This is a genomic window from Arthrobacter sp. JDC6, assembly GCF_056484025.1.
Genome location: NZ_CM151278.1, coordinates 3,458,923 through 3,480,239 on the forward strand (window position 1 = coordinate 3,458,923; position 21,317 = coordinate 3,480,239).

At 64.9% G+C, this 21,317-nt stretch carries 21 protein-coding genes; 15 read left to right on the forward strand and 6 right to left on the reverse strand.

Annotated features, from left to right (window positions below; translation table 11 throughout):
• Positions 1–39: 39 nt before the first annotated feature.
• The 4 genes from ACV095_RS16025 to ACV095_RS16040 all read left to right on the forward strand — a co-directional run bounded on the left by ACV095_RS16025 (position 40) and on the right by ACV095_RS16040 (position 5,297).
• The gene (locus tag ACV095_RS16025) at positions 40–1,479 is read left to right on the forward strand and encodes an NAD-dependent succinate-semialdehyde dehydrogenase (RefSeq protein ID WP_478222274.1); all 1,440 of its coding nucleotides are present in this window, start codon (positions 40–42) and stop codon (positions 1,477–1,479) included.
• A complete protein-coding gene (locus ACV095_RS16030; RefSeq protein ID WP_018771354.1) occupies positions 1,480–2,223 on the forward strand; it encodes a sulfite exporter TauE/SafE family protein in 744 nt (247 codons plus the stop codon).
• 43 nt (positions 2,224–2,266) lie between these two features.
• Positions 2,267–3,541, forward strand: coding sequence for an AGE family epimerase/isomerase (locus tag ACV095_RS16035; RefSeq protein WP_134165923.1), 1,275 nt, complete (start codon positions 2,267–2,269; stop codon positions 3,539–3,541).
• A 514-nt stretch (positions 3,542–4,055) separates the two neighbouring features.
• Positions 4,056–5,297 (forward strand): MFS transporter, encoded by a 1,242-nt coding sequence (locus ACV095_RS16040; protein WP_478222275.1) that lies wholly within the window; start codon positions 4,056–4,058, stop codon positions 5,295–5,297.
• A 7-nt stretch (positions 5,298–5,304) separates the two neighbouring features.
• Here ACV095_RS16040 and ACV095_RS16045 read toward each other — a convergent pair whose 3' ends face one another.
• Positions 5,305–5,640, reverse strand: a complete 336-nt coding sequence (locus ACV095_RS16045) for a cupin domain-containing protein (RefSeq protein ID WP_018771358.1) — start codon at positions 5,638–5,640, stop codon at positions 5,305–5,307.
• Between the two features lie 147 nt (positions 5,641–5,787).
• Between ACV095_RS16045 and ACV095_RS16050 the strand changes: the two genes are divergently transcribed.
• From ACV095_RS16050 to ACV095_RS16060, 3 genes are all read left to right on the forward strand, one after another.
• Positions 5,788–6,195 (forward strand): DUF1304 family protein, encoded by a 408-nt coding sequence (locus ACV095_RS16050; RefSeq protein WP_134165915.1) that lies wholly within the window; start codon positions 5,788–5,790, stop codon positions 6,193–6,195.
• Between the two features lie 88 nt (positions 6,196–6,283).
• A complete protein-coding gene (locus ACV095_RS16055) occupies positions 6,284–7,495 on the forward strand; it encodes a mechanosensitive ion channel family protein (protein WP_018771360.1) in 1,212 nt (403 codons plus the stop codon).
• A 52-nt stretch (positions 7,496–7,547) separates the two neighbouring features.
• Positions 7,548–8,300: an ArsR/SmtB family transcription factor gene (locus tag ACV095_RS16060; RefSeq protein ID WP_056389385.1), complete on the forward strand. Its 753-nt coding sequence runs from the start codon at positions 7,548–7,550 to the stop codon at positions 8,298–8,300.
• A gap of 68 nt (positions 8,301–8,368) precedes the next feature.
• Here the strand turns inward: ACV095_RS16060 and ACV095_RS16065 are convergent, their stop codons facing one another.
• The 5 genes from ACV095_RS16065 to ACV095_RS16085 form a co-directional block, all read right to left on the reverse strand.
• A complete protein-coding gene (locus ACV095_RS16065; protein WP_056389382.1) occupies positions 8,369–9,715 on the reverse strand; it encodes an alpha-L-fucosidase in 1,347 nt (448 codons plus the stop codon).
• Positions 9,716–9,772: 57 nt separating this feature from the next.
• Positions 9,773–10,672: a carbohydrate ABC transporter permease gene (locus tag ACV095_RS16070; RefSeq protein ID WP_478222276.1), complete on the reverse strand. Its 900-nt coding sequence runs from the start codon at positions 10,670–10,672 to the stop codon at positions 9,773–9,775.
• Positions 10,662–11,486, reverse strand: a complete 825-nt coding sequence (locus ACV095_RS16075; RefSeq protein ID WP_018771364.1) for a carbohydrate ABC transporter permease — start codon at positions 11,484–11,486, stop codon at positions 10,662–10,664. Before ACV095_RS16075 ends, ACV095_RS16070 begins: the two co-directional genes overlap by 11 nt.
• Positions 11,487–11,640: 154 nt before the next feature.
• The gene (locus tag ACV095_RS16080; RefSeq protein ID WP_134165913.1) at positions 11,641–12,897 is read right to left on the reverse strand and encodes an ABC transporter substrate-binding protein; all 1,257 of its coding nucleotides are present in this window, start codon (positions 12,895–12,897) and stop codon (positions 11,641–11,643) included.
• Between the two features lie 213 nt (positions 12,898–13,110).
• Positions 13,111–13,848 carry an FCD domain-containing protein gene (locus tag ACV095_RS16085; protein ID WP_134165911.1) on the reverse strand — a complete coding sequence of 246 codons (738 nt, stop codon included), beginning with the start codon at positions 13,846–13,848 and terminating at the stop codon, positions 13,111–13,113.
• Positions 13,849–14,031: 183 nt separating this feature from the next.
• Between ACV095_RS16085 and ACV095_RS16090 the strand changes: the two genes are divergently transcribed.
• From ACV095_RS16090 to ACV095_RS16125, 8 genes are all read left to right on the forward strand, one after another.
• On the forward strand, positions 14,032–15,429 hold the full coding sequence (locus ACV095_RS16090; protein ID WP_018771367.1) for an L-fuconate dehydratase: 1,398 nt from the start codon (positions 14,032–14,034) through the stop codon (positions 15,427–15,429).
• Positions 15,426–15,854, forward strand: a complete 429-nt coding sequence (locus ACV095_RS16095) for an RbsD/FucU family protein (RefSeq protein WP_134165909.1) — start codon at positions 15,426–15,428, stop codon at positions 15,852–15,854. Before ACV095_RS16090 ends, ACV095_RS16095 begins: the two co-directional genes overlap by 4 nt.
• A gap of 55 nt (positions 15,855–15,909) precedes the next feature.
• Positions 15,910–16,740: an amidohydrolase family protein gene (locus ACV095_RS16100; RefSeq protein ID WP_478222277.1), complete on the forward strand. Its 831-nt coding sequence runs from the start codon at positions 15,910–15,912 to the stop codon at positions 16,738–16,740.
• 2 nt (positions 16,741–16,742) lie between these two features.
• Positions 16,743–17,714: an aldo/keto reductase gene (locus ACV095_RS16105; RefSeq protein WP_478222278.1), complete on the forward strand. Its 972-nt coding sequence runs from the start codon at positions 16,743–16,745 to the stop codon at positions 17,712–17,714.
• 39 nt (positions 17,715–17,753) lie between these two features.
• Positions 17,754–18,599: a fumarylacetoacetate hydrolase family protein gene (locus tag ACV095_RS16110; protein ID WP_056389373.1), complete on the forward strand. Its 846-nt coding sequence runs from the start codon at positions 17,754–17,756 to the stop codon at positions 18,597–18,599.
• 27 nt (positions 18,600–18,626) lie between these two features.
• Positions 18,627–19,385 carry an SDR family NAD(P)-dependent oxidoreductase gene (locus tag ACV095_RS16115; RefSeq protein ID WP_478222279.1) on the forward strand — a complete coding sequence of 253 codons (759 nt, stop codon included), beginning with the start codon at positions 18,627–18,629 and terminating at the stop codon, positions 19,383–19,385.
• 52 nt (positions 19,386–19,437) lie between these two features.
• Positions 19,438–20,727 carry a hemolysin family protein gene (locus tag ACV095_RS16120; protein ID WP_134165901.1) on the forward strand — a complete coding sequence of 430 codons (1,290 nt, stop codon included), beginning with the start codon at positions 19,438–19,440 and terminating at the stop codon, positions 20,725–20,727.
• A gap of 130 nt (positions 20,728–20,857) precedes the next feature.
• On the forward strand, positions 20,858–21,274 hold the full coding sequence (locus ACV095_RS16125) for a hypothetical protein (RefSeq protein WP_056389367.1): 417 nt from the start codon (positions 20,858–20,860) through the stop codon (positions 21,272–21,274).
• Positions 21,275–21,317 lie beyond the last annotated feature (43 nt).

Consider the following 21,317-nt stretch of genomic DNA (forward strand, 5'->3'; position numbering starts at 1 on the left):
CTGCCGAATCTTTTCCCAGCCCTACGAAAGGCACAATCCATGAACCTCAAATCCGCCCGGCACCTCATTAACGGCACCTGGCACACCTCCGGAACCGCCAAGGACGTGATTGACCCGGGCAACGGCACCACCGTGGGAGAGGTGGCCTGGGGCACGGCCGACGATGCCACCAAGGCCGCCGGCGCCGCCGCGGAGGCCTTCAATTCCTGGTCCGGCTCCACCGTCCGCCACCGGGCAGACCTGCTCCGCAACGCCGCCGACCTCCTGGCAGAACGCCGCGACGAACTGGCCCACACCCTGGCACTCGAAGCCGGCAAACGGCTTCCCGAAGCGCAGGGGGAGGTGGACTTCTCCGTGGAGTACTTCCGCTGGTTCGCGGAGGAGGCGCGCCGGGCCACCGGCACCGTCAGCCCGCCTGAACTGCGTGGCCGCCGCCATCTGAGCCTGCGCAAACCCATCGGAGTAGCGCTCAGCCTCACCCCCTGGAACTTCCCGGTCTCCATCCAGGCGCGGAAGCTCGCCGCGATGCTGGCCGCAGGCTGCACGGTGGTGGGCCGGGTGTCTGAGAAGGCGCCGCTGGCTGCCACGGGACTGTTCGAAGTCCTGCACGACGCCGGCTTCCCCGCCGGCGTGGTCAACGTGGTCCACGGCCCCTCCCGTGACATCACCGCCGCCCTGATGTCCCACCCCGCGGTCAGGGCCGTCAGTTTCACCGGATCCACCGGCGTGGGCCGGCAGATCATGGCCTCAGCCTCGGAACGGGTGGTCCGGCCACTGCTGGAGCTGGGCGGCAACGCACCCTTCATCGTGTTCGAGGACGCCGATTTGGACGCCGCCGTCGACGGTGCCGTCCTGGGCCGGCTCCGCAACACGGGCCAGTCCTGCGTTGCCGCCAACCGGTTCCTGGTCCAGGAGGGCATCGCGGAAGAGTTTGCACAGAGGCTGGGCGCCCGCTTTGATGCGATGAGCATCGGCCACGGCGTTCCCGACGGCGGCGCACCGGTTCCGGAGCTCGGTCCCGTTATCGACGCCGAAAGGGTGGCCGCGGTTCAGTCCCTGGTGGACGACGCACTCAGCCGGGGCGCCCGGCAGGTCACCCAGCGCACCGACGTCCCGGCCAAGGGGTCCTTCCTGGCACCCACCCTGCTGGCGGACGTCCCGGACGACGCACGCCTGGTGACCGAGGAAGTCTTTGGCCCGGCGGCCGGCGTCGTCACCTTCTCCTCCGACGAGGACGCCATCAGGAAGGCGAACGCCACCGAGATGGGCCTGGCTGCCTACGTGTGGACCAGCAGCGCCAAGCGCGGCTGGGACATTCCCGAACGCCTCGAAGCCGGCATCGTGGGCGTCAACGATCCCCTGCCCTCCGTTGCTTTCGCTCCCATGGGCGGCGCCAAGCAGTCGGGCCTGGGCCGGGAAGGATCAAGCCTGGGCCTCGAAGAGTTCGAGGAGGTCCAGTACGTGGCCTGGCGGCCGTAAGTGCTGACCACCGGACTGGTGCTGGGCGCCGTCGTCATGGGCGCCGGGATGCAGCGGATCACCGGGATGGGCTTCGCCCTGGTGGCCGCGCCCTTCCTGGTCCTGCTCCTGGGCCCGGTGGAAGGAGTAGTGCTGGTGAATGTGTGCGGCGCCGTGACGGCGGGCGCCATCATCTTCCGGGTGGTGCGGGACATCGACTGGAAGCGGTACCTGATGCTCGCGGCCTCGGCGCTGCTCGGCATTGTCCCGGCCGCATTCCTGATCCGGCTGGTCCCGGCGGCGGTCCTGGAAATTTCCATCGGGGTGATCCTCGCCGCCGGACTGACCATCCTGCTGGCCCTGAAGTCCGCCACGCTGCCGGCGCGCCGGCGGTACCTGCTCACCGCCGGCAGCCTGAGCGGGTTCATGAACACAGCGGCAGGAGTGGGCGGTCCAGCCGTCAGCATGTATTCCATCGCCACCCGGTGGCAGCACAAGTCCTTCGCGGCCACGATGCAACCGTACTTCTTCACCATCGGCGTCTTCTCGCTCATCTCCAAGGCGATCACCGCGCCCCAGACGTTCCCCGTGATGCCCCTGGCGATGTGGCTCGCCGTCGCCGTCGCCTGCCTGGCCGGCCTGGTTCTCGGCGACCTCGCCGCCAAGCACGTCCCCACCCGCGCCGCGCAGATACTGCTGATCGTCCTGGCCTACCTGGGCGCGGCCGCCACCATCATCCGCGGCATATCCGATGCCGTCGCCTGATCCGACATTTTCACCTGCACCAGCACCAGAGAGAGGAATTAACATGACGTGGCTCGACAGTGCCGCCCACGCACGATGGCTTGAGGTGGAGACGGACCGGCTGGTCCGCTTTGCCGAGGCCTCCAAGGTCCCCACCGGATTCGGCTGGCTGGACAACTACGGCAAGGTGTTCGCCGACAAGCCCACCCATCTGTGGATCACCGCCCGGATGACGCACAGTTTCGCCGTCGCCGCGCTGATGGGCAGGCCGGGTGCCGCGCTCCTTGTGGACCACGGCATCGCTGCGCTCAACGGCCCCCTCCACGACGATGAGTTCGGCGGCTGGTACGCCGAGGTGGACGCGAACGGCCCCGTGAACGATACGAAGTCCGGCTACCAGCATTCCTTCGTGCTCCTCGCCGCTGCCAGTGCCGTCGCCGCAGGGCGGCCAGGGGCCCGCGAATTGCTGGACGAGGCGCTCCGGGTGGCTGACACCAAATTCTGGGACCACCAGGCCAACATGTGTTTCGACTCGTGGAACCGGGAATTCACGGAAACCGAGGCATACCGTGGCGGAAACGCGAGCATGCATTCCGTGGAGGCATACCTCATTGTGGCCGATGTGACCGGGGAGAACCGCTGGCTCGAACGGGCCCTGCACATCGCCGAAGTGCTCATCCACAACTTTGCCCGCAACAACAACTACCGGGTGTTCGAGCACTTCGACCCGGAGTGGAACCCCATGCCCGAGTACAACACCGATGACCGGGCCAGCCAGTTCCGGGCGTACGGCGGCACCCCAGGCCACTGGGTTGAGTGGGCGCGCCTGCTCCTCCACCTCCGTGCCGGGCTCGAAGCCCGCGGCCTGGACGTCCCGGCCTGGCTGCTCGACGATGCGCGCGGCCTGTTTGACGCCGCCATCCGCGACGCCTGGGAACCGGACGGCCACCCCGGCTTTGTGTACACCGTTGACTGGGAGGGCAAGCCGGTGGTCACCACCCGCATCCGCTGGGTGCCCGCCGAGGCAATCGGGGGTGCGGCAGCCCTCTATATCGCCACGGGGGACCAGAAGTACGCGGACTGGTATGAGCGGATCTGGGACCATGCCCGTGACTGGTTCATCGACTACGAGCATGGGTCCTGGAAGCAGGAACTCGACGAGAACGGCAATGTCTCCTCCACCGTATGGTCAGGCAAGGCGGACATCTACCACCTGTGGCACTGCCTGGTGGTCCCCCGCCTTCCGCTGGCCCCCGGGCTGGCACCGGCGGTCGCGGCAGGATTGCTGGACACACGCCTTAACCAAACCCTGCAGGCCAGCGAATCAGCCGGCCGCTGATTCGGCACTTCGTCCCGGGCGGCACGACCCCGGCTTACCCCCCCCCGAAACAATCCTCCTGAACAATCCCCCTAAAACGACCCCCTTCCGAAAGGACAGCGATGTCTGCCATCTCCCCCGAAGAATCACTCCTGCGCGTCGCCGCTGCGGACCATGAGCCCGTGACCCTGCACCTGGACGCCGCGCGGCCGACGGCGGTGCGCATCGAAGTGCAGGGCACCTGTACCTGCCAAGGCAGTGCGTCCGGCCGGCCGGGTCGTACACGGACACCGATTTCGGCCGCAGGTAGGACTTCCCGACCGGAATCACGGTTCGGGGATCACGGCCGGGGACCACGGCCGGGGACCCGGTTCGGGGAGCCTGGCAGCGGGTCCCGCACGGCAGGAGCGGGAGCACGATCCGGACAACGTGTCATGTCTGTGACAGACCCTTCGATCCGGTAAATTTAAGGGAGGAATTGTCAGGCGAGCAGCGCCGCATTCCACACCCTCCCCCTTGAATGGACGCTTCCCCCATGTCTTCCGCGATCCCTGCGCCGGAACCTGCCCGTTTTCCGTATGCCGCGATGGTGGTCCTCGCCACCATCGCTTTTACGGCCATCACCACTGAACTCCTGCCGTCCGGCCTGCTGCCCCAGATCAGCACCGGCCTGGGAGTGTCCGAGCCGGTGGCCGGCTACCTTGCCGCCGCCTACGCCGCCGTCATTGTTGTCACGGTGGTTCCGGCCGCCCGGTTGCTGGGGAAGATTCCCCGCCACGCCCTGCTGGTTGGGCTGGTCCTGACCTTCGCGCTCAGCAACGCGATGGTGGGACTCGCACCGGATTTCACCGCCGCGATGATCGCGCGTTTGGTGGGCGGGCTGGCGCATGGGCTGCTGTGGACCACCATGGCGCCGTTCGTATCCCGCGTGGTCCCGGCGGACAAGGTGGGCAAGGCCTTGGCCATCGTGTTCAGCGGCAACAGCCTGGGCCTGGCCATCGGCGCTCCGGTGGGTACGGCCCTGGGCGTATTCCTGGGCTGGCGCGCAGCGTTCCTGGTGCTCGCCGGGTTCGGCGTGGTCCTGACCGTGCTGGCGTTCTGGCTGCTTCCCCGCGTCCGGCGCATTACCGATTCGGTCCGGCCGTCACTGCGCAGGGCCATCGGCCAGCCCGGCGTGAAGTCGGTGGCCACCGCCTGGCCGCTGCTGGTCCTGGCCCACTTCGCGCTGTTCACCTATATCGCGCCGTTCATCCGCGAGGCGGCCCTGCCGGACTACGCCATCAGCCTCTCGCTCACGGTGCTGGGCGGGTCCGGACTGCTGGGTATTTGGATCGCTGGACTCACCGTGGACTCGCGTCCCCGCCGCTCGCTGCTCATCACGCCGGCGGCCATCGCAGCATCGATGTTCCTCCTGCCCCTCGCCGTGGGGAACCTGCCCGCGGCCCTGGTGCTGATGACCATTTGGGGAGCCGGCCTGGGCGCGATCGGCATTTACAACCAGTCGGCGATCCTCCGGGCCGGCGGCGAATACAGTGAGGCCGCGAACGGGCTCACCGTCCTGACCATCCAGCTGGGCATCACCGTCGGGGCACTTTACGGCTCCGCGGCCCTGGTGGTTGGCGGCCCGCTGCTGGTCCCGGCGGCGGCGGCGATTCCTGTGGTTGCCGCCCTGGTGATCACCCTTGCCGGTAAGCGCTACGCCTACCCACCGGGCCCCCGTGAACGCATCTGGCTGGAGCCCCGGCCGGTGAAGGACACCGTCAAGGACCCGGCCTGACCCGGGGTCAGTCCCGGTGCTTGGCCACCGTGAACAGGAAGGTGGAGTCCTCCTCTGCGTGAAGGCTGTGCAGACCGGGCGGGACGATCAGCAGGTCGCCGGACTTGCCCTGCCAGGATTCCCCGCCGGCGCGGAGGCTGACGCAGCCCCGGATCACGAACACCGTGGCGTCGCCCGGATTCTGGTGCTCACTCAGCTGCGTTCCCGCGGTCATCGCCATGACCGTCTGCCGGAGGATCTTTTCGTGGCCCCCGTACACCGTGTCCGCAGCCCTTCCGTTCGGGGAGCCGATGGCTGCTTCGAGCTGCTGCCGGGCCAGCGCGTCAATCGATATCTTCTGCATGGGCCCAAGGCTACCCACGTGGTGGGGAGATGAACACGTGCCAAACGGCCTTCCGGTACGAGCGCGGGCGCCAGCGTCGGCGTGGGCGTCCAAGATCCCCCAATCCGGGGATGGAGCAGCCCGCAGGCGCAGCCCTACGCTGCAAGCATGAACGCCGCAGCGCAGGTCTTCGCGGTACTCGCCGCAGCCATCTACATCGTCGTGTTTCCAGTGGAGAGCTTCCTCCTCCGCCGTCACCGGTGGGCTCAGAAGTTCCTGAGTACGCCGCCGGAAAATGTGCGTGCAGTGATGATGTGGGCCATCCCCACCGGTTACAGGAACCTGGTGATTGCGCTGGGGGTGATCGCCGGAGTGGTTGCCGCCAACTCCGGGCAGCTCGTGGTGGGCTACACACTGGTGGTCTACTGCTGCGCCAACATGGTCCTCACCGCCCCCGCCATGCTGCTCGCCGACATCCAGGGCCACTACCCAAGTAAATGGGAGAGTGTGCCGGGAACCCTCGCGGCCACCGTCCCGGCACTCGTTGCCTTGCTCCTGCTGCCGCTGGGGCCATAAGCGGGGCACGCCAAGGCGCCGGCGCGATTTCGGTCCTGCCGCCGAAGTTGGTAGTGGTTAACGGATGCCAGACCTACTTAACCGCGCCATGCCCTTCCTTGCCGTCGCCGTGGCGGTGGCCGCCGGACTGGTCCTGTCCTGGCTGCTCCGCAAGGTGGTCCTCCATCTGAACCGGAACCGGCCCGAGCTGCAGGCAACCTCCCGGGTGGCCCGCCAGCCCTTGCGGCTGGCACTGTGCCTGGTGGGCGTCCGTGCTGCCCTCAGGCTCACGGCCAACAACGAAAGCTGGCACGCCGGCGTCGACCATCTCCTGCTGATCGCCCTCATCGGCGCGGTCGCCTGGCTCGCCGTCGCGGTGCTGCTCATCGTGGAAGCCGTGGTGCTGAACCGGCACAGCGTGGACGTGGCGGACAACCGGCGGGCACGGCGCCTGCGCACGCAGATGATCCTGGCACGGCGCATTGCCGTGGCACTGGTGGTGGTGCTCGCCGTCGGCACCGCGATGCTGACCTTCCCCGCCATCCAGGCGCTGGGCGCGGGGCTGCTGGCGTCCGCCGGGGTGATTTCCATCGTTGCGGGCCTCGCCGCGCAGACGTCGCTGGTGAACGTCTTTGCCGGCATGCAGCTGGCGTTCACCGATGCCATCCGCGTGGACGACGTGGTGGTGGTGCAGAAGGAATGGGGCCGGATCGAGGAGATCACCCTCACCTACGTGGTGGTGCACCTCTGGGACGACCGGCGGCTCATCCTGCCGTCCACCTACTTCACCACCACGCCCTTCGAGAACTGGACCCGCCGCCAGTCCGAGGTCATGGGCACCGTGGAGTTCGACCTGGACTGGCGCGCCCCCGTGGAGGACATGCGCACCGAACTGCGCCGCGTCCTGGCGGATTCCGAGCTCTGGGACGAGCGCGTGGGCGTCCTGCAGATCACCGACGCCACCGGCGGCTTTGTCCGCGTCCGGATCCTGGTCAGCGCGGCGGACAGTGCCGCGCTCTTCGACCTGCGCTGCCTGGTCCGGGAAACCATGGTCATGTTCCTGCAGCAGAACCATCCGGAGGCCCTGCCGCACCAGCGTTGGGAGCAGGCAGCGGACGACGGCGGCACGGCCGCACGGCGCAGGGCACCACTGCGCGGGCTGGGGTCGCCCCCGGCCGCCGGTGCCCGTCCCCCGGCGGACCCGCACGAATCGCAGCTGTTCACCGGCTCCATCGAGGCAGTGGAGAGGTCGCGCGCGTTCACCGGGCCCGGTGAGGAAGTGTTCGAGGAGCGGGACCGGAACCTTGCCTCCCGCAACTGAGGCAGGCAAGACCCCTTGATAGGTGACCATTAGGTCACATATCATTGCTGTCATGGACGACGTGTTCAAGGCACTCTCCGACCCCACCCGCCGGGACCTGCTCGATGAGCTCTACCGCGAGGACGGCCAAACCCTGAGCGCCCTTGAAGCCCGGTTCAGCATGAGCCGGTTCGGGATCGCCAAGCACCTCCGCATCCTGGAGGACGCAGGCCTGGTGGTGACCCGCCGTCGGGGGCGGGAAAAGCTGCACTTCCTCAATCCTGTCCCCATCCGCCTGGTCCACGACCGCTGGGTCAGCAAATACGCAGAACCATGGGCCGCTGCCCTCAGCGACCTCAAATCCAGATTGGAAAGTCCCATGGAAAAAATCTTCGAGATCTACATCAAGACCACGCCCGAACGGCTCTGGGAAGCCATCACGGACAGCGACATCCGCAGCAAGTACCAGTTCGGCAACACCATCGATTCCGACTGGTCACCGGGCGGACGCTTCGTGATGGGCAACCCGAAGGCCGGGGAGGCCCTCGGCGAAGGCGAAAACCTGGAGGTGGACCCGCCGCGCCGCCTGGTCCAGACCATGCGCGCCCTGTGGGGCGAGGACGTCAAGGCCGAGGGCACGTCCACCATCACCTGGGAGATCGAACCGGTGGGCGATTCCTGCCACCTCACCGTCACCCACAGCGACCTGCGCGAAGGCGCCAACGAACAGCTTTACGGCGGCTGGCCGATGATCCTCTCCGGTCTCAAGACATGGCTGGAAACCGGCGAAAAACTCACTACGCCCGGCTCGCTGATGTACACCTAAGCCATTGATTTTGAGGTAACGCACGACGGCGGCGGGTGCTGCCCGCCGCCGTCGATGCACTTCCGGGACTATGCCTTGGGGACGCGGACGATGGCCGGCCCGGTTCGGTCAGGCGACAGGGTGACTTTGAGTCCATCCACGGTGGCCTCGACCGTTCCGCCGTCACCCGCCGCTGACGCTTGTGACAATGAGAACCTGCCCGCGTCCAGCTTCAAGGCGGCTTCCGTTCCCCCGCCTAGCAAGTCAACGAAGGCCACGGCTTCCGTTCCGCGGTCAACCCAGCGGATCCAGGGGTCGTCGCTGCTTGCCACGGTTCCATCCTGAAGCGGACGGGCACCCACGAGGTACTGCTTGGCGGAAGCCATCCAGTGGCCAAGATCGGTCAAGGCCTGGCGCTGGATCTCAGGAATGGTGCCGTCCGCCCGCGGTCCCACGTTCAGCAGGAAGTGGCCACCGCGGGAGACCACGTCCGTGAGCTGGCGGGCCAACTGCTGGCCGGTCAGCGACTGCTCCGGTCCTTCCACCTGGTTGTAGCCGAAGGAGAATCCGATGCCCCTGCAGTTCTCCCACTCGGATTCGGACTCGTTCTCCCTGGCCGCTTCGTACTCGCTGGTGGCATAGTCCTTGTGGGTGGCGCCCCACCGGTCGTTCACCACGCCTTGCGGACTGATCGAGTAGAAGTGCTCGAACAGCCGGCCGAGCCCGTACTCGCCAAAGTGCTTGCCGGCGTCGGGCCATTCGATGTCGTTCCACAGGACGTCTGGACGATACTTGTCCACCAGGTCCACCACGTGGTTGTAGGCGTATTCGGCGTAGCCGGCGTCCTTGGGGCGGGAAGTGTCGTGGACGCTTTCGCTGGTGACGTGCGGCGGGAAGGGGCGTACATGCCAATCCAGTCCGCCGGAATAGTACAGGCCCAGCTTCAGGCCCTTGTCACCCACGGCCCGGGCGATTTCGCCGATCAGGTCCCTGCGCGGTCCGCGGTGGACCGTGTTCCGTTCGCCTGTTCCCGGAGCGTCCCAGAGCGCGATGCCGTCATGGTGCTTCGTGGTGGGCACCACGTAATCGGCACCGGCGAATTTGAACAGCTCCACCCAGTCCCCCGGATCGAACTGTTCTGCTTTCCACTGGTCCAGGAAGGCGTCGTAGTCCTCGCCTCCGAACACGTCCCGGTGGTGCTGTTGGGCAGGACTGCCGTCAATGCGGATGGTGTTGTAGTACCACTCCGCATAAGGGTTGTGGGTAAACCACTCGCGGTCCTCGATGGTGCCCAGGGCGCCGATGGGTTCGGCCCAGGCGGGAACGGAGTAGGCGCCCCAGTGGATGAAGATGCCGAACGGCGCGTTCTGGAACCACTCCGGCACGGGCCTGGCCAATTTGTTCCAGTCTTCAGGCATAGCTGTGCTGTCAGTCATAATGCACTCCAATTTCCAGATGGTTGATTTTGGGAATTCCAGGGGTCAGGGCGGTGCTCAGCGGCCGCCGAAGCCGCCCATGCTGACGCCTTTCACGAGCTGGCGCTGCAGGAGGATGACGACGAGCAGGCTGGGAATCACCGCCAAAGTAGCGGCCGCCATGAGCGGTCCCCAGTCCGTTCCGCGTTCACCGGAGAACATGGAGAGCCCCAGTGGAATGGTTGCCTGCGAGACGTCGTTGATGACGATCAGCGGCCACAGGAAACTGCTCCAGTAATCGATGAAACTGAAGACAGCCACCACGGCCAGCGGCGCACGGACAAGCGGAAGGATCACGCTCCACAGGATCCTGATCGAACCTGCTCCGTCGATACGGGCTGCCTCTTCAAACTCAACGGGCAGGGACAGCAGGAACTGTCGGATCAGGAAGGCACCGAAGGCACCGAAAGCAAAAGGGACGATGAGCGCCGGCAGGGAGTTAATCATGTCCAGCTTTGCCATCATGATGTAGAGCGGAATTACCAGGACTTCCTGGGGCAGCACCAGCGTGCCAAGGAAAACGAGGAACAACTTCTCCCGGTGCCTGAACTGCAGCCGGGCAAAAGCGTAGGCGGACAGCAATGACACGACCGTTGTCAGCACCGCTCCGGAGACGGCCACCAAGAAGCTGTTGATGATGACCCGTCCGAAGGGAATAGCGGTCCACACTGTTTGGTAGTTCGACCACTCCACGCGGGAGGCAAGGAAGCTGGCACCGGTGGAGAATATTTCGGAGGTGGGCTTCAGCGATGTGGCGAACATCCAGAGGAACGGGAAGAAGAACGCAGCGCCGACCAGGACAACGCCGATGCGGCTGACGAGGCGGCCGGCCCGCCTCTTCTTCCGCGACGCTGTTGCGTGCCGACGGTGCGCGAGGCCCTTGTCGTTTTCCGGTTGGGCGAGAGTTTCAGTTGTCATAGTTGACCAGCCTCTTTTGCTGCGAGAACTGCAGTGCGGTGATGAGCATGACGATGACGAACAACGCCCAAGCGAGTGCCGACGCGTAGCCGAGCTTGTCAAAGGAGAAACCGTTGCGGTAGAGGTACAGAACGATCGTGTTGGTGGAATCGCCCGGCCCGCCGAGTGTCAGCAGGTAAGGCTGGGTAAATACCTTGAAAGAGCCGATGATGGTCATGACCGTGCAGAAGAAGAGCGACGGCGACAGCATCGGCAGCACCACCCGGAAGAACCGCTGCCAGGCTCCTGCCCCATCGATGCGGGCGGCCTCAAGCAAATTCGGCGAGATGCCGCTGAGCCCTGCGCCGAGAACGATGATGTTGTAGCCGATCCCCTGCCAGACAGACATTGCGATCAACGACCCCATGGCGAGCTGGCTGTCACTGAGCCAGGAAGGCCCGTGAATGCCAAAGTTGGCCAGAAAACTGTTGATGACGCCGTCATCGGTCAGCATCAGGCGCCAAACCAACGCGTTGGCGACCATGGGGGTCACCACCGGAATGAAGAAAAGCACCCGGAAGAACGGGCCCCAACTGCCCAGGTTGTGAAGCCAGGTGGCAACAGCCAGGGCGGCGATCAGGTTGACCACGGTGTAGGAGACGGCAAAAAAGAGGGTGTTGCCCAGAACCGTCCAGAACACCGGGTCACCAGTGAGCAGCCGAACGTAGTTGTCCAGCCCCACGAATTTTGGTGCCCCGAACAAGGGCCAGTCGAACAGGCTGATGACCAGCGAAGCCACCAGCGGAAGCACGATAAAAATCAGGAACCCGAGCATCCCGGGAGCGAGGTAAGCCGCTGCGAGCCGGCCCTGCCCGCCCCTGGCGGGGGTCCTTTTCACGTCTTTGACAGCAAGTGTGGGTAAAGCAGTCATCGTTGACCTGTTCCATGAAGGGGACAGGCTCCGGTGCGGGAGCCTGCCCCCGGGGAGTTTACTTGGCTGAATTCATGATGGTGGAGAGGAGTTCCTGCGCGGTCTTGCTGCCGCGGAAGCCTTCTCCGGAGTACTGCGTGAAGTTGGTCTCCACCTGGTTCCAGCTAGGGGTGGTAACCAGCGGACGCCCGCTCTTCAGAAGGGCCTGGACAACTGCCACGTCAGCCGCCGGCTTGGTCCCGGCCCAGTCCTTCACCGCGGACTCAACAGATGGAACGGTTCCACGGGCGGCCCCAACAGCGCCGATGACCTCAGGGGTGGTGATCTTCATGATGTTCTTGAAGGCAGCTTCTTTGTCCTTACAGGACGCTGCGATGGCAAACGCGGACCCCTGGATCATGCCGATGCTCTCTCCCGAGGTGGAAGGGACGACGGCGATGCCCACCTTGCCCTGCGTTTTGGTGGTCAGGGTGTCGTACATCCAGGGACCGTCGATGATCATCGCCGCCTTGCCGCTCATGAACTGCTGCTCCGGCACATCGGTCCCGTCCGACGCCTGCGGCGGGTTCGCGACTTGCGCCTTTGCCACAAGGTCGAAGGCAAACTGCTGGTCGTTGACGAGGCCCTGGTTGGTGAGGTCAAGCTTTCCATCCTTGACCGGTTCATTGCCGTTGGCGAATGCCATGGGAAGCCCCGGGCCCGAGCCGAATCCCGGCGGCACTGCGAGGCCCATCACGCCGCCTTTTGTCAGCGCCTTAAGGTCGGCCGCGAACTGGCTGGTGGTGTATTTGGTGGTAGGCGGCGCCACGCCGGCCGCGGCCAGGAGATCCTTGTTGTAGTAAAGAACCACCGGTTCGGCGTCATAAGGTATCCCCCGCAGCGAGCCATCAACGGTCAGGCCGTCGATCATTGCCTTGTTGTACATGGACACGTCAATGTTGTTGCTCTTAACCATGTCGTCCAGCGGCACCGTAAGGTCCTTAAGCTCCTGGGCACGAGCCGCCTGCGTTGTGATGATGCACGGCGCTCCGGAACTGGAGAGGCGGGTCTTGACCTTGGTCCAGTAATCGTTGAAGCTCGGACCCTCCAAAGTGAGGTTGAATGCAGGGTCCTTTTTCTTGGCTGCGTCCACAAAGGCCTGCCACTGGGCCCTGTCGTTTTCATTGGTGATCCAGGTGTACATGGCGGAGGCTTCCTTGCTCTCCCCCGATGATGAACTCCCGCTTGCGGAACCACAGGCGGTAAGGCTTCCGACGGCCAGGGCTGCAACCGCTGCAGCTGTCAGCAGCTTGCCGGTAACACGGTTAGTCGACACAACGAACGTCCTTTCAATAGCTGGGGACAAAGGCTGCCCGGCGACGTCCTCGTGGCCTGCCCGCTGTAATTCCCGCAACCCTTGTCCCCAACAGCATGACCCGCCCCAGTTTGGAAAGTCAAGGAATCATCTGATCTTTTTGACTCCAAAATTCCTGGATCGACCCTAAACCGGCTATTTGTCGGAAATAGTCAATACAAGGTCTGACGAATCCTACGTCTGTTCCTCAAGCTCGGGAGCGGGAATGGTTGTCACGTAGTCCTCCACCGCGTACAGGTGGTTCGCCATGCGGGTTCTGGCCCTGTCCACGTCATTCCGCCTGAGCGCCTCCAGGATTCCCAAGTGCTCCCGATGCGTGGCCAGCAGGCCTTCATTGTCATGAATGGACCGCCACATCCGGCCGCGGATGGTGTTGGTGGAGACGGTTTCGATCAGCGCTGACAGCACGTGATTCCTTGAGGCATGGGCGATGAGCCGATGGAATTCGATGTCACACTGCATGGCGCCGGCATGGTCTATGGGCGATGCTTGAATGGCCGCGTTCGCCCGCTCCAATATGCTTTCGGCCTCGTCGAGTTGCGAGCTTTCGATACAAACCGCCGCCGCGGCAGCAGCCTCTGTCTCAAGGGCCCGCCGCACAGTGTGCACCTGGTTTGCCCGCTCTCCATCCTGCAGGCCCACCCAGAATTCCATCGCGGAGAGCAAAGCCGACGGCTCCAGCCTGGTCACGAAGGTGCCGGCGCCCTGCCTCGTCTCCAGAATGCCCATAGTGGACAATGCCCGCACGCCCTCCCGAAGGGAACCCCGGGAAACCTGCAGCTCTGCTGCCAGGTCCTTCTCAATGGGCAGCCGGTCGCCGGGCCGAAGCCTGCGGGACGACAGCATCTGCTTCACGCCCGAAATAACGACGTCGGTTTGGGACATCGACCCAGTGGAGTTGCTCTTGGTCATCGCAGCCACCTTTCCCAGTGCTTCGTCTAGTGACGCTGAACGCACAATTCACTTTCATCAGATGTATCCCTTGGAAAGGGATGCTTCTTCCGATATTCTCATCAAATACTTCCACATACATCAGATGACGCTCGCGATGTTGCTGGAGCGCCGTCTTCACGGCCTGAACCTGGAGGGCTCACCTTGCCACAAATCACCGGTTTCGATATTTTCGACGTGCGGTTTCCCACGTCGCTTTCCGCAGACGGTTCAGATGCCATGAATCATGACGCAGACTACTCCGCTGCGTACATCGTGCTGAAAACGGACGACCCGGACCTTTATGGCTGCGGCTTCACCTTTACCATCGGCAGGGGCAATGAGGTGTGCTCCGCCGCGATGGAACTGCGCGCCAGGCCCCTCATAGGCCAAGACTTGGATGTCCTTTGCGGCAACCTTGGCGAGGCGTACCGAAGCCTGAAACGTGATTCCCAGCTTCGCTGGCTGGGGCCCGATAAAGGCGTGGAGCACCTTGCCCTCGGAGCCGTGATGAACGCCGTCTGGGATCTTGCCGCCCGCCGCTCGGGAAAGCCCCTGTGGCGTTACCTGGTGGACATGACCGCCGAACAGATCGTGGACGCGGCCGACCTCAGCTACCTTTCAGACGCCCTCACCCGGGAGGAAGCCCTGGCGCTTCTGGAACGACTCGACCCCACCCGGGATCAGCGCATCCACCAGCTGGCCCGGGACGGCTACCCGTGCTACACCACCTCGGCCGGTTGGCTGGGCTACTCGGACGAGAAGCTACGGCGGCTCTGCCAGGAGGCCGTGGACCAGGGCTACCGCCACATCAAACTCAAGGTTGGCGCATCCCTCGAGGACGACATTCGCCGCCTCAGGATCGCCCGCGAAGTCATCGGGCCAGAGGGCAACCTCATGATCGACGCAAACCAGGTATGGGATGTTCCGCAGGCCATCGACTGGATCAAGCAGCTGGCTGAATTCAATCCGCTGTGGATCGAGGAACCCACCAGCCCGGATGACGTCCTGGGCCACGCCGAGATCCGAAGGGCCGTCCAACCGATCGGGGTGGCCACCGGCGAGCACGGCATGAACCGCGTCCTTTTCAAACAGCTCTTCCAGGCCGGGGCGATCGACTATTGCCAGTTGGATGCCTGCCGGCTCGCCAGCGTCAACGAAGTGCTGGCCGTCCAGTTGATGGCCGCCAAGTTCGGTGTCCCGGTGTGCCCACATGCCGGCGGGGTAGGTCTGTGCGAACTCGTCCAGCACCTGTCCATCTTCGACTTCATTGCCGTCTCCGGAGACCTGGCCGGCAGGGTCACCGAATTCGTGGATCACTTGCACGAACACTTTGTGGATCCGTGCATCATCCGGGACGGCGCCTACATCATGCCGGCGAACCCTGGGTACTCGTCGGAACTGAAGGAGCAGACGTTGCAGGCGTATTCCTTTCCCCGGGGCAGTTATTGGGCCGGCACCGACGCCGGCCAAGCCGAACAGGCATGGGAATCGGCCCGCGCTGAGCGCGGTGTCGCCTTCGCTCGGGCAGGGACCGGGGAAAGGGTAGGGGAACAGGCATGATCAACTACACACTTACCCACCCGGGCCTGCTCGCAGCCCTCGCTGAATCCGGCCACGGCTCGCAGATCCTCCTGGCGGACGCAAACTACCCGCACAACACCGGCGCCCCTGCAGCCGCGAGGCGGATAGCCCTGAATCTGCGGCCCGGCCTGCTGACCATTGACCAGGTACTGGAGGTGCTGATCGACGCCGTTCCGCTCGAAGCCGCCGCCGTAATGACGCCTCCGGACGGAAACTGGACGGAGGCAGTCAAAGGCTACGAACGAGCGCTGGGCACCGCAATTCCCATCACTTCGCACCAGCGCTTCGACTTCTACGATGCCGCGCGGTCGCCGAACGTCGCCGTCGTCATCGCCAGTGGGGACACCCGGCACTACGCGAACCTGCTCCTGACCATCGGCGTTCGGCCCGACGGACAGGCATGAGGGCTGACAGTTGCTTCAGGTAATAGACTCACACGTCCACGTCTGGGACCCTTCCGTGCTCAGTTATGACTGGTTGAACCGTGCCCCTTCCCTGAACCGGCCCTTCCTTCCACGGGAACTTCCTCACGCGCCCGGGACGCAGGCTGTCTTTGTGCAGGCCGATTGCCGTGATGACCAGGCGCTGAAGGAAGTTGACTGGGTGGCGAGCCTCCGGGCCACCTGGCCGGAGCTGGCGGCGATTGTGGCCTATGCCCCCATCAACCGCGGGGACGGCGTGTCCGAAGACCTTGCGGAGCTGTGTCAGCGGCCCCTGGTCCGCGGGGTGCGCCAGCTGTTCCAGGACAGGGAGGCCGGTTTCATGCTGACGGCGGAAACACTGGCCGGAGGCCGCCATGTAGGGAGGGCCGGGTTTGCCTTCGACGCCTGCGTCCGCTCGTGGCAGCTTTCGGAACTTGCAGCTTTTGCTGCCCGGATACCGGAACTGCGCATAGTGCTGGACCACATGGGCAAACCACCCATTGCAGCCGGCAGCCTCAGCGAATGGAGCACAGCGATGCGTCGATTGGCCAGGCTGCCCAACGTCGTCGTGAAGATTTCAGGGGCGGGCGCGGAAGCTGACCCCACGCGTCCACTTGGGCCGCAGGCGCTGCCCTTCATCCTGGAAGCCCTAAACGTTTTTGGGGCCGATCGGTGCATGATCGGCAGTGACTGGCCGGTCTCTCTAACGGAGCCGGCCGCGTACCAGGACTGGATTCTCACTGTGGAGCAGGCGATGTCCGACGCCTCCTCTTACGAACGCGAAAACGTCGCCCATGGAACCGCAGTTCGCGCTTACGGACTCAAGGCAGTCCGGGGTCCGGCACACCCGGAAGAGGAGAAGGACTAACCATGCAAACAGAAACCCGCACCATCCCCGGCACCGCAGTCCAACTGCCCGTCCTCGGGTTCGGGGGCGCCCCCATCGGCAACCTGTACCGGCAGGTGCAGGAGCAGGAGGCGATCGACGCCGTTGAAGCAGCCTGGGAGGGTGGCGTCCGGTACTTCGACACAGCCCCACACTACGGGCTGGGACTTTCGGAGCGCCGCCTTGGAAAAGCACTCGCCGGCCAGGACCGCAACAGCTACGTGCTCAGCACCAAAGTGGGGCGCCGACTGCGACCCAACCCATCCCCGAACGGTAAGGACACCGAGGGGTTCGACGTGCCCGATGATCTGGTCCGGGTCCGCGACTACTCACGCGAGGGGGTGTTGCGCTCCATCGAGGAAAGCCTCCAGCGGCTCGGGACTGACCGGATCGACATCGTCTTCATCCACGACCCGGACGACTACTGGAGCGAGGCTGTCGACGGTGCCGCACCCACCCTGTCCGCCTTGAGGGATGAGGGCGTCATCGGTGCCTGGGGCGCAGGCATGAACCAGTCCGAAATGCTCGCCCGCTTCGTCACCGAAACGGACATCGATGTGATCATGCTGGCGGGCCGGTACACGCTGCTGGAGCAGGGAGCAGCAGCGGATCTGCTGCCGGCGTGCCTTGAGCGGAAAGTGGGAGTAGTGAACGTCGGAGTCTTCAACTCCGGCCTGCTCTCCAAAGACCGTCCGGCGCGCGACGCCACCTACAACTACCAACCCGCGCCCCCGCAGCTTTTAGACCGGGCAAACCTGCTGGCCGACATCTGCGAGTCGCATGGAACCACCCTCCCTGCCGCCGCCTTGAGGTACCCGTACCAGCACCCCGCCGTGACAAGCGTGGTCCTGGGCATGCGGACGCCCGAACAGGTGAAGCAAAACCTCGATCTGGCATCGCAGGCAGTCCCGGACCAGCTATGGGCCGAGCTGCGCAACCGCGGCCTCATCACGTAGTTCCCCAACCCAACAGCATCAATTAGCGAAAGAAGGACCATGCAATTCGCACGAATTGGCGAGCCAGGCAAGGAAGTACCAGCCGTCCTGCACCACCAGAAGTACTACTCCCTCGAACAGGTGGCGGCGGACATCGATGCCGGCTTCTGGGAATCCGACGGACCGGTGCGCACAGCGGCAGCGCTAGCCGCCGGGGAACTGGCAGAGATCGCAGTTGATGGTGCCCGGATCGGCGCCCCGATCGCCCGGCCGTCATCGGTCATATGCGTGGGCATGAACTATGCGGCCCATGCGGCCGAGTCAGGGGCCGCTCCTCCGTCGGTGCCCATCATTTTCCATAAGGCCCCAAACACGGTGGCAGGCCCGTTCGATGCTGTGGCGATTCCCCGCGGGTCCACCAAGACCGACTGGGAGGTCGAGCTGGGAGTGGTCATCGGGCGGCAGGCTTCCTATCTGCAGTCCCCCGAACAGGCTCGCGACCACATCGCCGGCTACGTCACCGTCAATGACCTGTCCGAGCGCACATTCCAGCTGGAGGTGTCCGGCGGCCAGTGGTCCAAGGGAAAGAGCTGCGCCGGATTCTGCCCCACCGGCCCGTACCTGGTTACCCCGGATGAAGTGGACGCCAGCGACCTGCAGTTACGGAGCTGGGTCAACGGTGAAATCCGCCAGGACTCCTCCACCCGTGACCTGATCTTTGGGGTGGAGCAGGTGATCTACGATCTCAGCCAGTTCCTGGTCCTTGAGCCAGGGGACCTGATCTGCACCGGCACTCCGGAGGGGGTCGCCCTGTCCGGGCGCTTTCCTTACCTGAAGGCCGGGGACGTCGTCGAAATTGAAGTAGCGGGACTCGGCCGCCAGCGCCAGGAATTCTTCCAGGGCTAGGTAGCCCGACCACGAAAGGACCAGACAATGGAGTTTGCGGGACTTAAGGCAATCGTCACCGGCGGAGCCTCCGGAATAGGGGCCGCAACGGCCCAATTGCTGCAGGAGCGCGGCGCAGCAGTGGCGGTTTTGGACCTCCGCCCCGAGCAGGCGCCGAAAGGGGTCACAGCAATTCAGTGCGACGTCTCGGATGACAGCTCTGTCCGGCGGGCCGTACGGCAGGCAGCAGAGCAGCTGGGCGGGATCGACATCCTGGCCAACAACGCCGGAGTGGGCGCACAGGGCACCATTGAATCCAACAACGACGACGAGTGGCACCGTGTGTTTGATATCAATGTGATGGGTATAGTCCGCGTTTCAAGGGCCGCCCTTCCGTACTTGCGCCGGTCCTCCCACGCGGCGATCGTCAATACTTGCTCCGTCGCGGCTACCGCAGGCCTGCCCCAACGCGCCCTCTACAGCGCAACGAAGGGTGCTGTGCTGTCACTCACCCTGGCCATGGCTGCCGACCACCTTCAGGAAGGGATCAGGGTCAACTGCGTAAACCCGGGTACCGCTGACACTCCGTGGATCGCTCGCCTGCTGTCCACAGCGGCAGACCCCGAGGCCGAGCGGGCCGCCCTTGAGGCCCGTCAGCCGCACGGCCGGCTCGTCTGCCCGGAAGAGGTCGCTGCAGCCGTCACATACCTGGCCAGCCCCCTCGCCGGGTCCACCACGGGAGTGGACCTGGCTGTTGACGGCGGTATGCAGGCACTCCGGCTTCGGCCCCGCCCCGCGGCTTCCTGACTTCGACACGAAGGCAGGCGCCGGCGGGTCCGCGGCTGGGTAAGGTCGTGTCATGGACAGCGGCACCCTGGTTAATATCGCTTTGGTTCTCGGTTTCGTGCTGCTGGGCGGGGTGTTCGCGGCGGCGGAAATCGCACTGGTCTCCCTGCGCGAAAGCCAGGTGCGCCGCATCGAGAAATCCGGTGACACCGGCGCCCGGACTGCCGCCCTTGCCCGGAACCCCAACCGTTTCCTCTCCACGGTCCAGATCGGCGTGACCCTGTCCGGATTCTTCTCGGCGGCGTATGGGGCCTCGGCGATCGCTCCCGCCGTCGTACCCCTCCTTGAAGCCCTCGGACTTGGTGCGGCTGCCGGGCCCGTGTCCTTCATCGGCATGACCCTGCTGGTGGCTTTTCTTTCCCTGGTCCTGGGCGAACTCGCCCCCAAGAGGCTGGCGCTGCAAAGCCCTGTTGCCTTCACCCGCATCCTGGCCCCGCCGCTGATTGCCCTGTCGCATGCCATGCGGCCGGTCATCTGGCTCTTGTCGGTCTCGACGGACGCCGTGGTCAGGCTCTTTGGCGGTGACCCGCGCGTCAAGCGGGAAAGCATCAGTTCCGAAGAGCTCTGGGACATGGTGGCCGAGAACGAACTCCTCGAAGAGAGCAGCCGCCACATCCTGGCCGACGTGTTCGGCGCCGGGGACCGGACGCTGCAGGAGGTGATGCGCCCGCGCACGGAGGTGACCTTCATCGACGGTGCCATGACGGTGGCGGACGCCCGCCGGATGGTCAGGGACGGCCCGTACTCACGGTTTCCGGTGATCGGGCGCAGCCCGGATGACGTCCTGGGCTTCGTCCACATCCGCGACCTGATGCCCCGCGACGAGGTGCAGGACCATTCGCCCGTGCGGGACATCGCCCGGGAGATCCTGCCCCTGCCCGGCACCAACCGCGTGCTCCCCTCCCTCTCACGGATGCGCAAGACCAACCAGCACATCGCTTTGGTGGTGGATGAGTACGGGGGCACCGACGGCGTGGTCACGCTCGAAGACCTGGTGGAGGAACTGGTGGGCGAGATCTACGACGAATACGACACCGGCGCCGAGCACGAGGACCGGGTCAACGTGGCCAACGGAACCATCGACGTGGACGGCGGCCTGATCCTGCAGGAGTTCAAGGCCGCCGCCGGAATCGAACTCCCGGAGGGGCACTACGAAACGGTGGCCGGGTTCGTGATGGACCGCCTGGGCCGCCTCCCAAAGGCAGGCGACCGGGTGCAGATACCGGGGTACGTGTTGACGGTCCTCAGCATGGACCGGTTACGGATTGCCCGGATCCGGGTCACGCCGGTGGCACCCACTTAGCCCCTGACTGCTCACCCCAGCCTGATCCTGCGCCAAGGGCCGGCATCGGGGACCAATGGCCCTAGGGGGCGGATGGGGCGGCGGCCAGAATTGGAGCTCTCCATACCCCCGGCAGGCAGGACGAATCACGATGTTCACGAAACGCACCGCCCTTATTGGCACCGCAGTGGCGCTGGCCGCTGCGGCTTTTGCGGGACCGGCACAGGCAGCAAGCAGCGATGGCGCGCAAGTCAGCAAGCCCGGCGAATGCGGCACTTACAGCGATCCCCGGTTCTGCCATTCAGGTGTCACAGTCAGCACTGACGTCTCCACACCCAGCGGCCTGGAATCGTCGTCGTACAACTCCTCCAGCACCTATCCGGACGATCAGTCAGCCGGTTCCACCGTCCGGACCCGGATCAATACCCATAGCCTCGATCGGAATGGGGAGTCCATCGAAGTGGGCCAGCACTATGCGCAGACCACCGGGCGGTGCACCGACCGGGAAGACAGCCAACAGGTCAGGGACCGGCTCCTGTACAACCGCGAGGTGTACTACTGCAGGTGAGCGCAGGCTGGACACACCTTTCCGGGGGCACCCGCGCAACGCA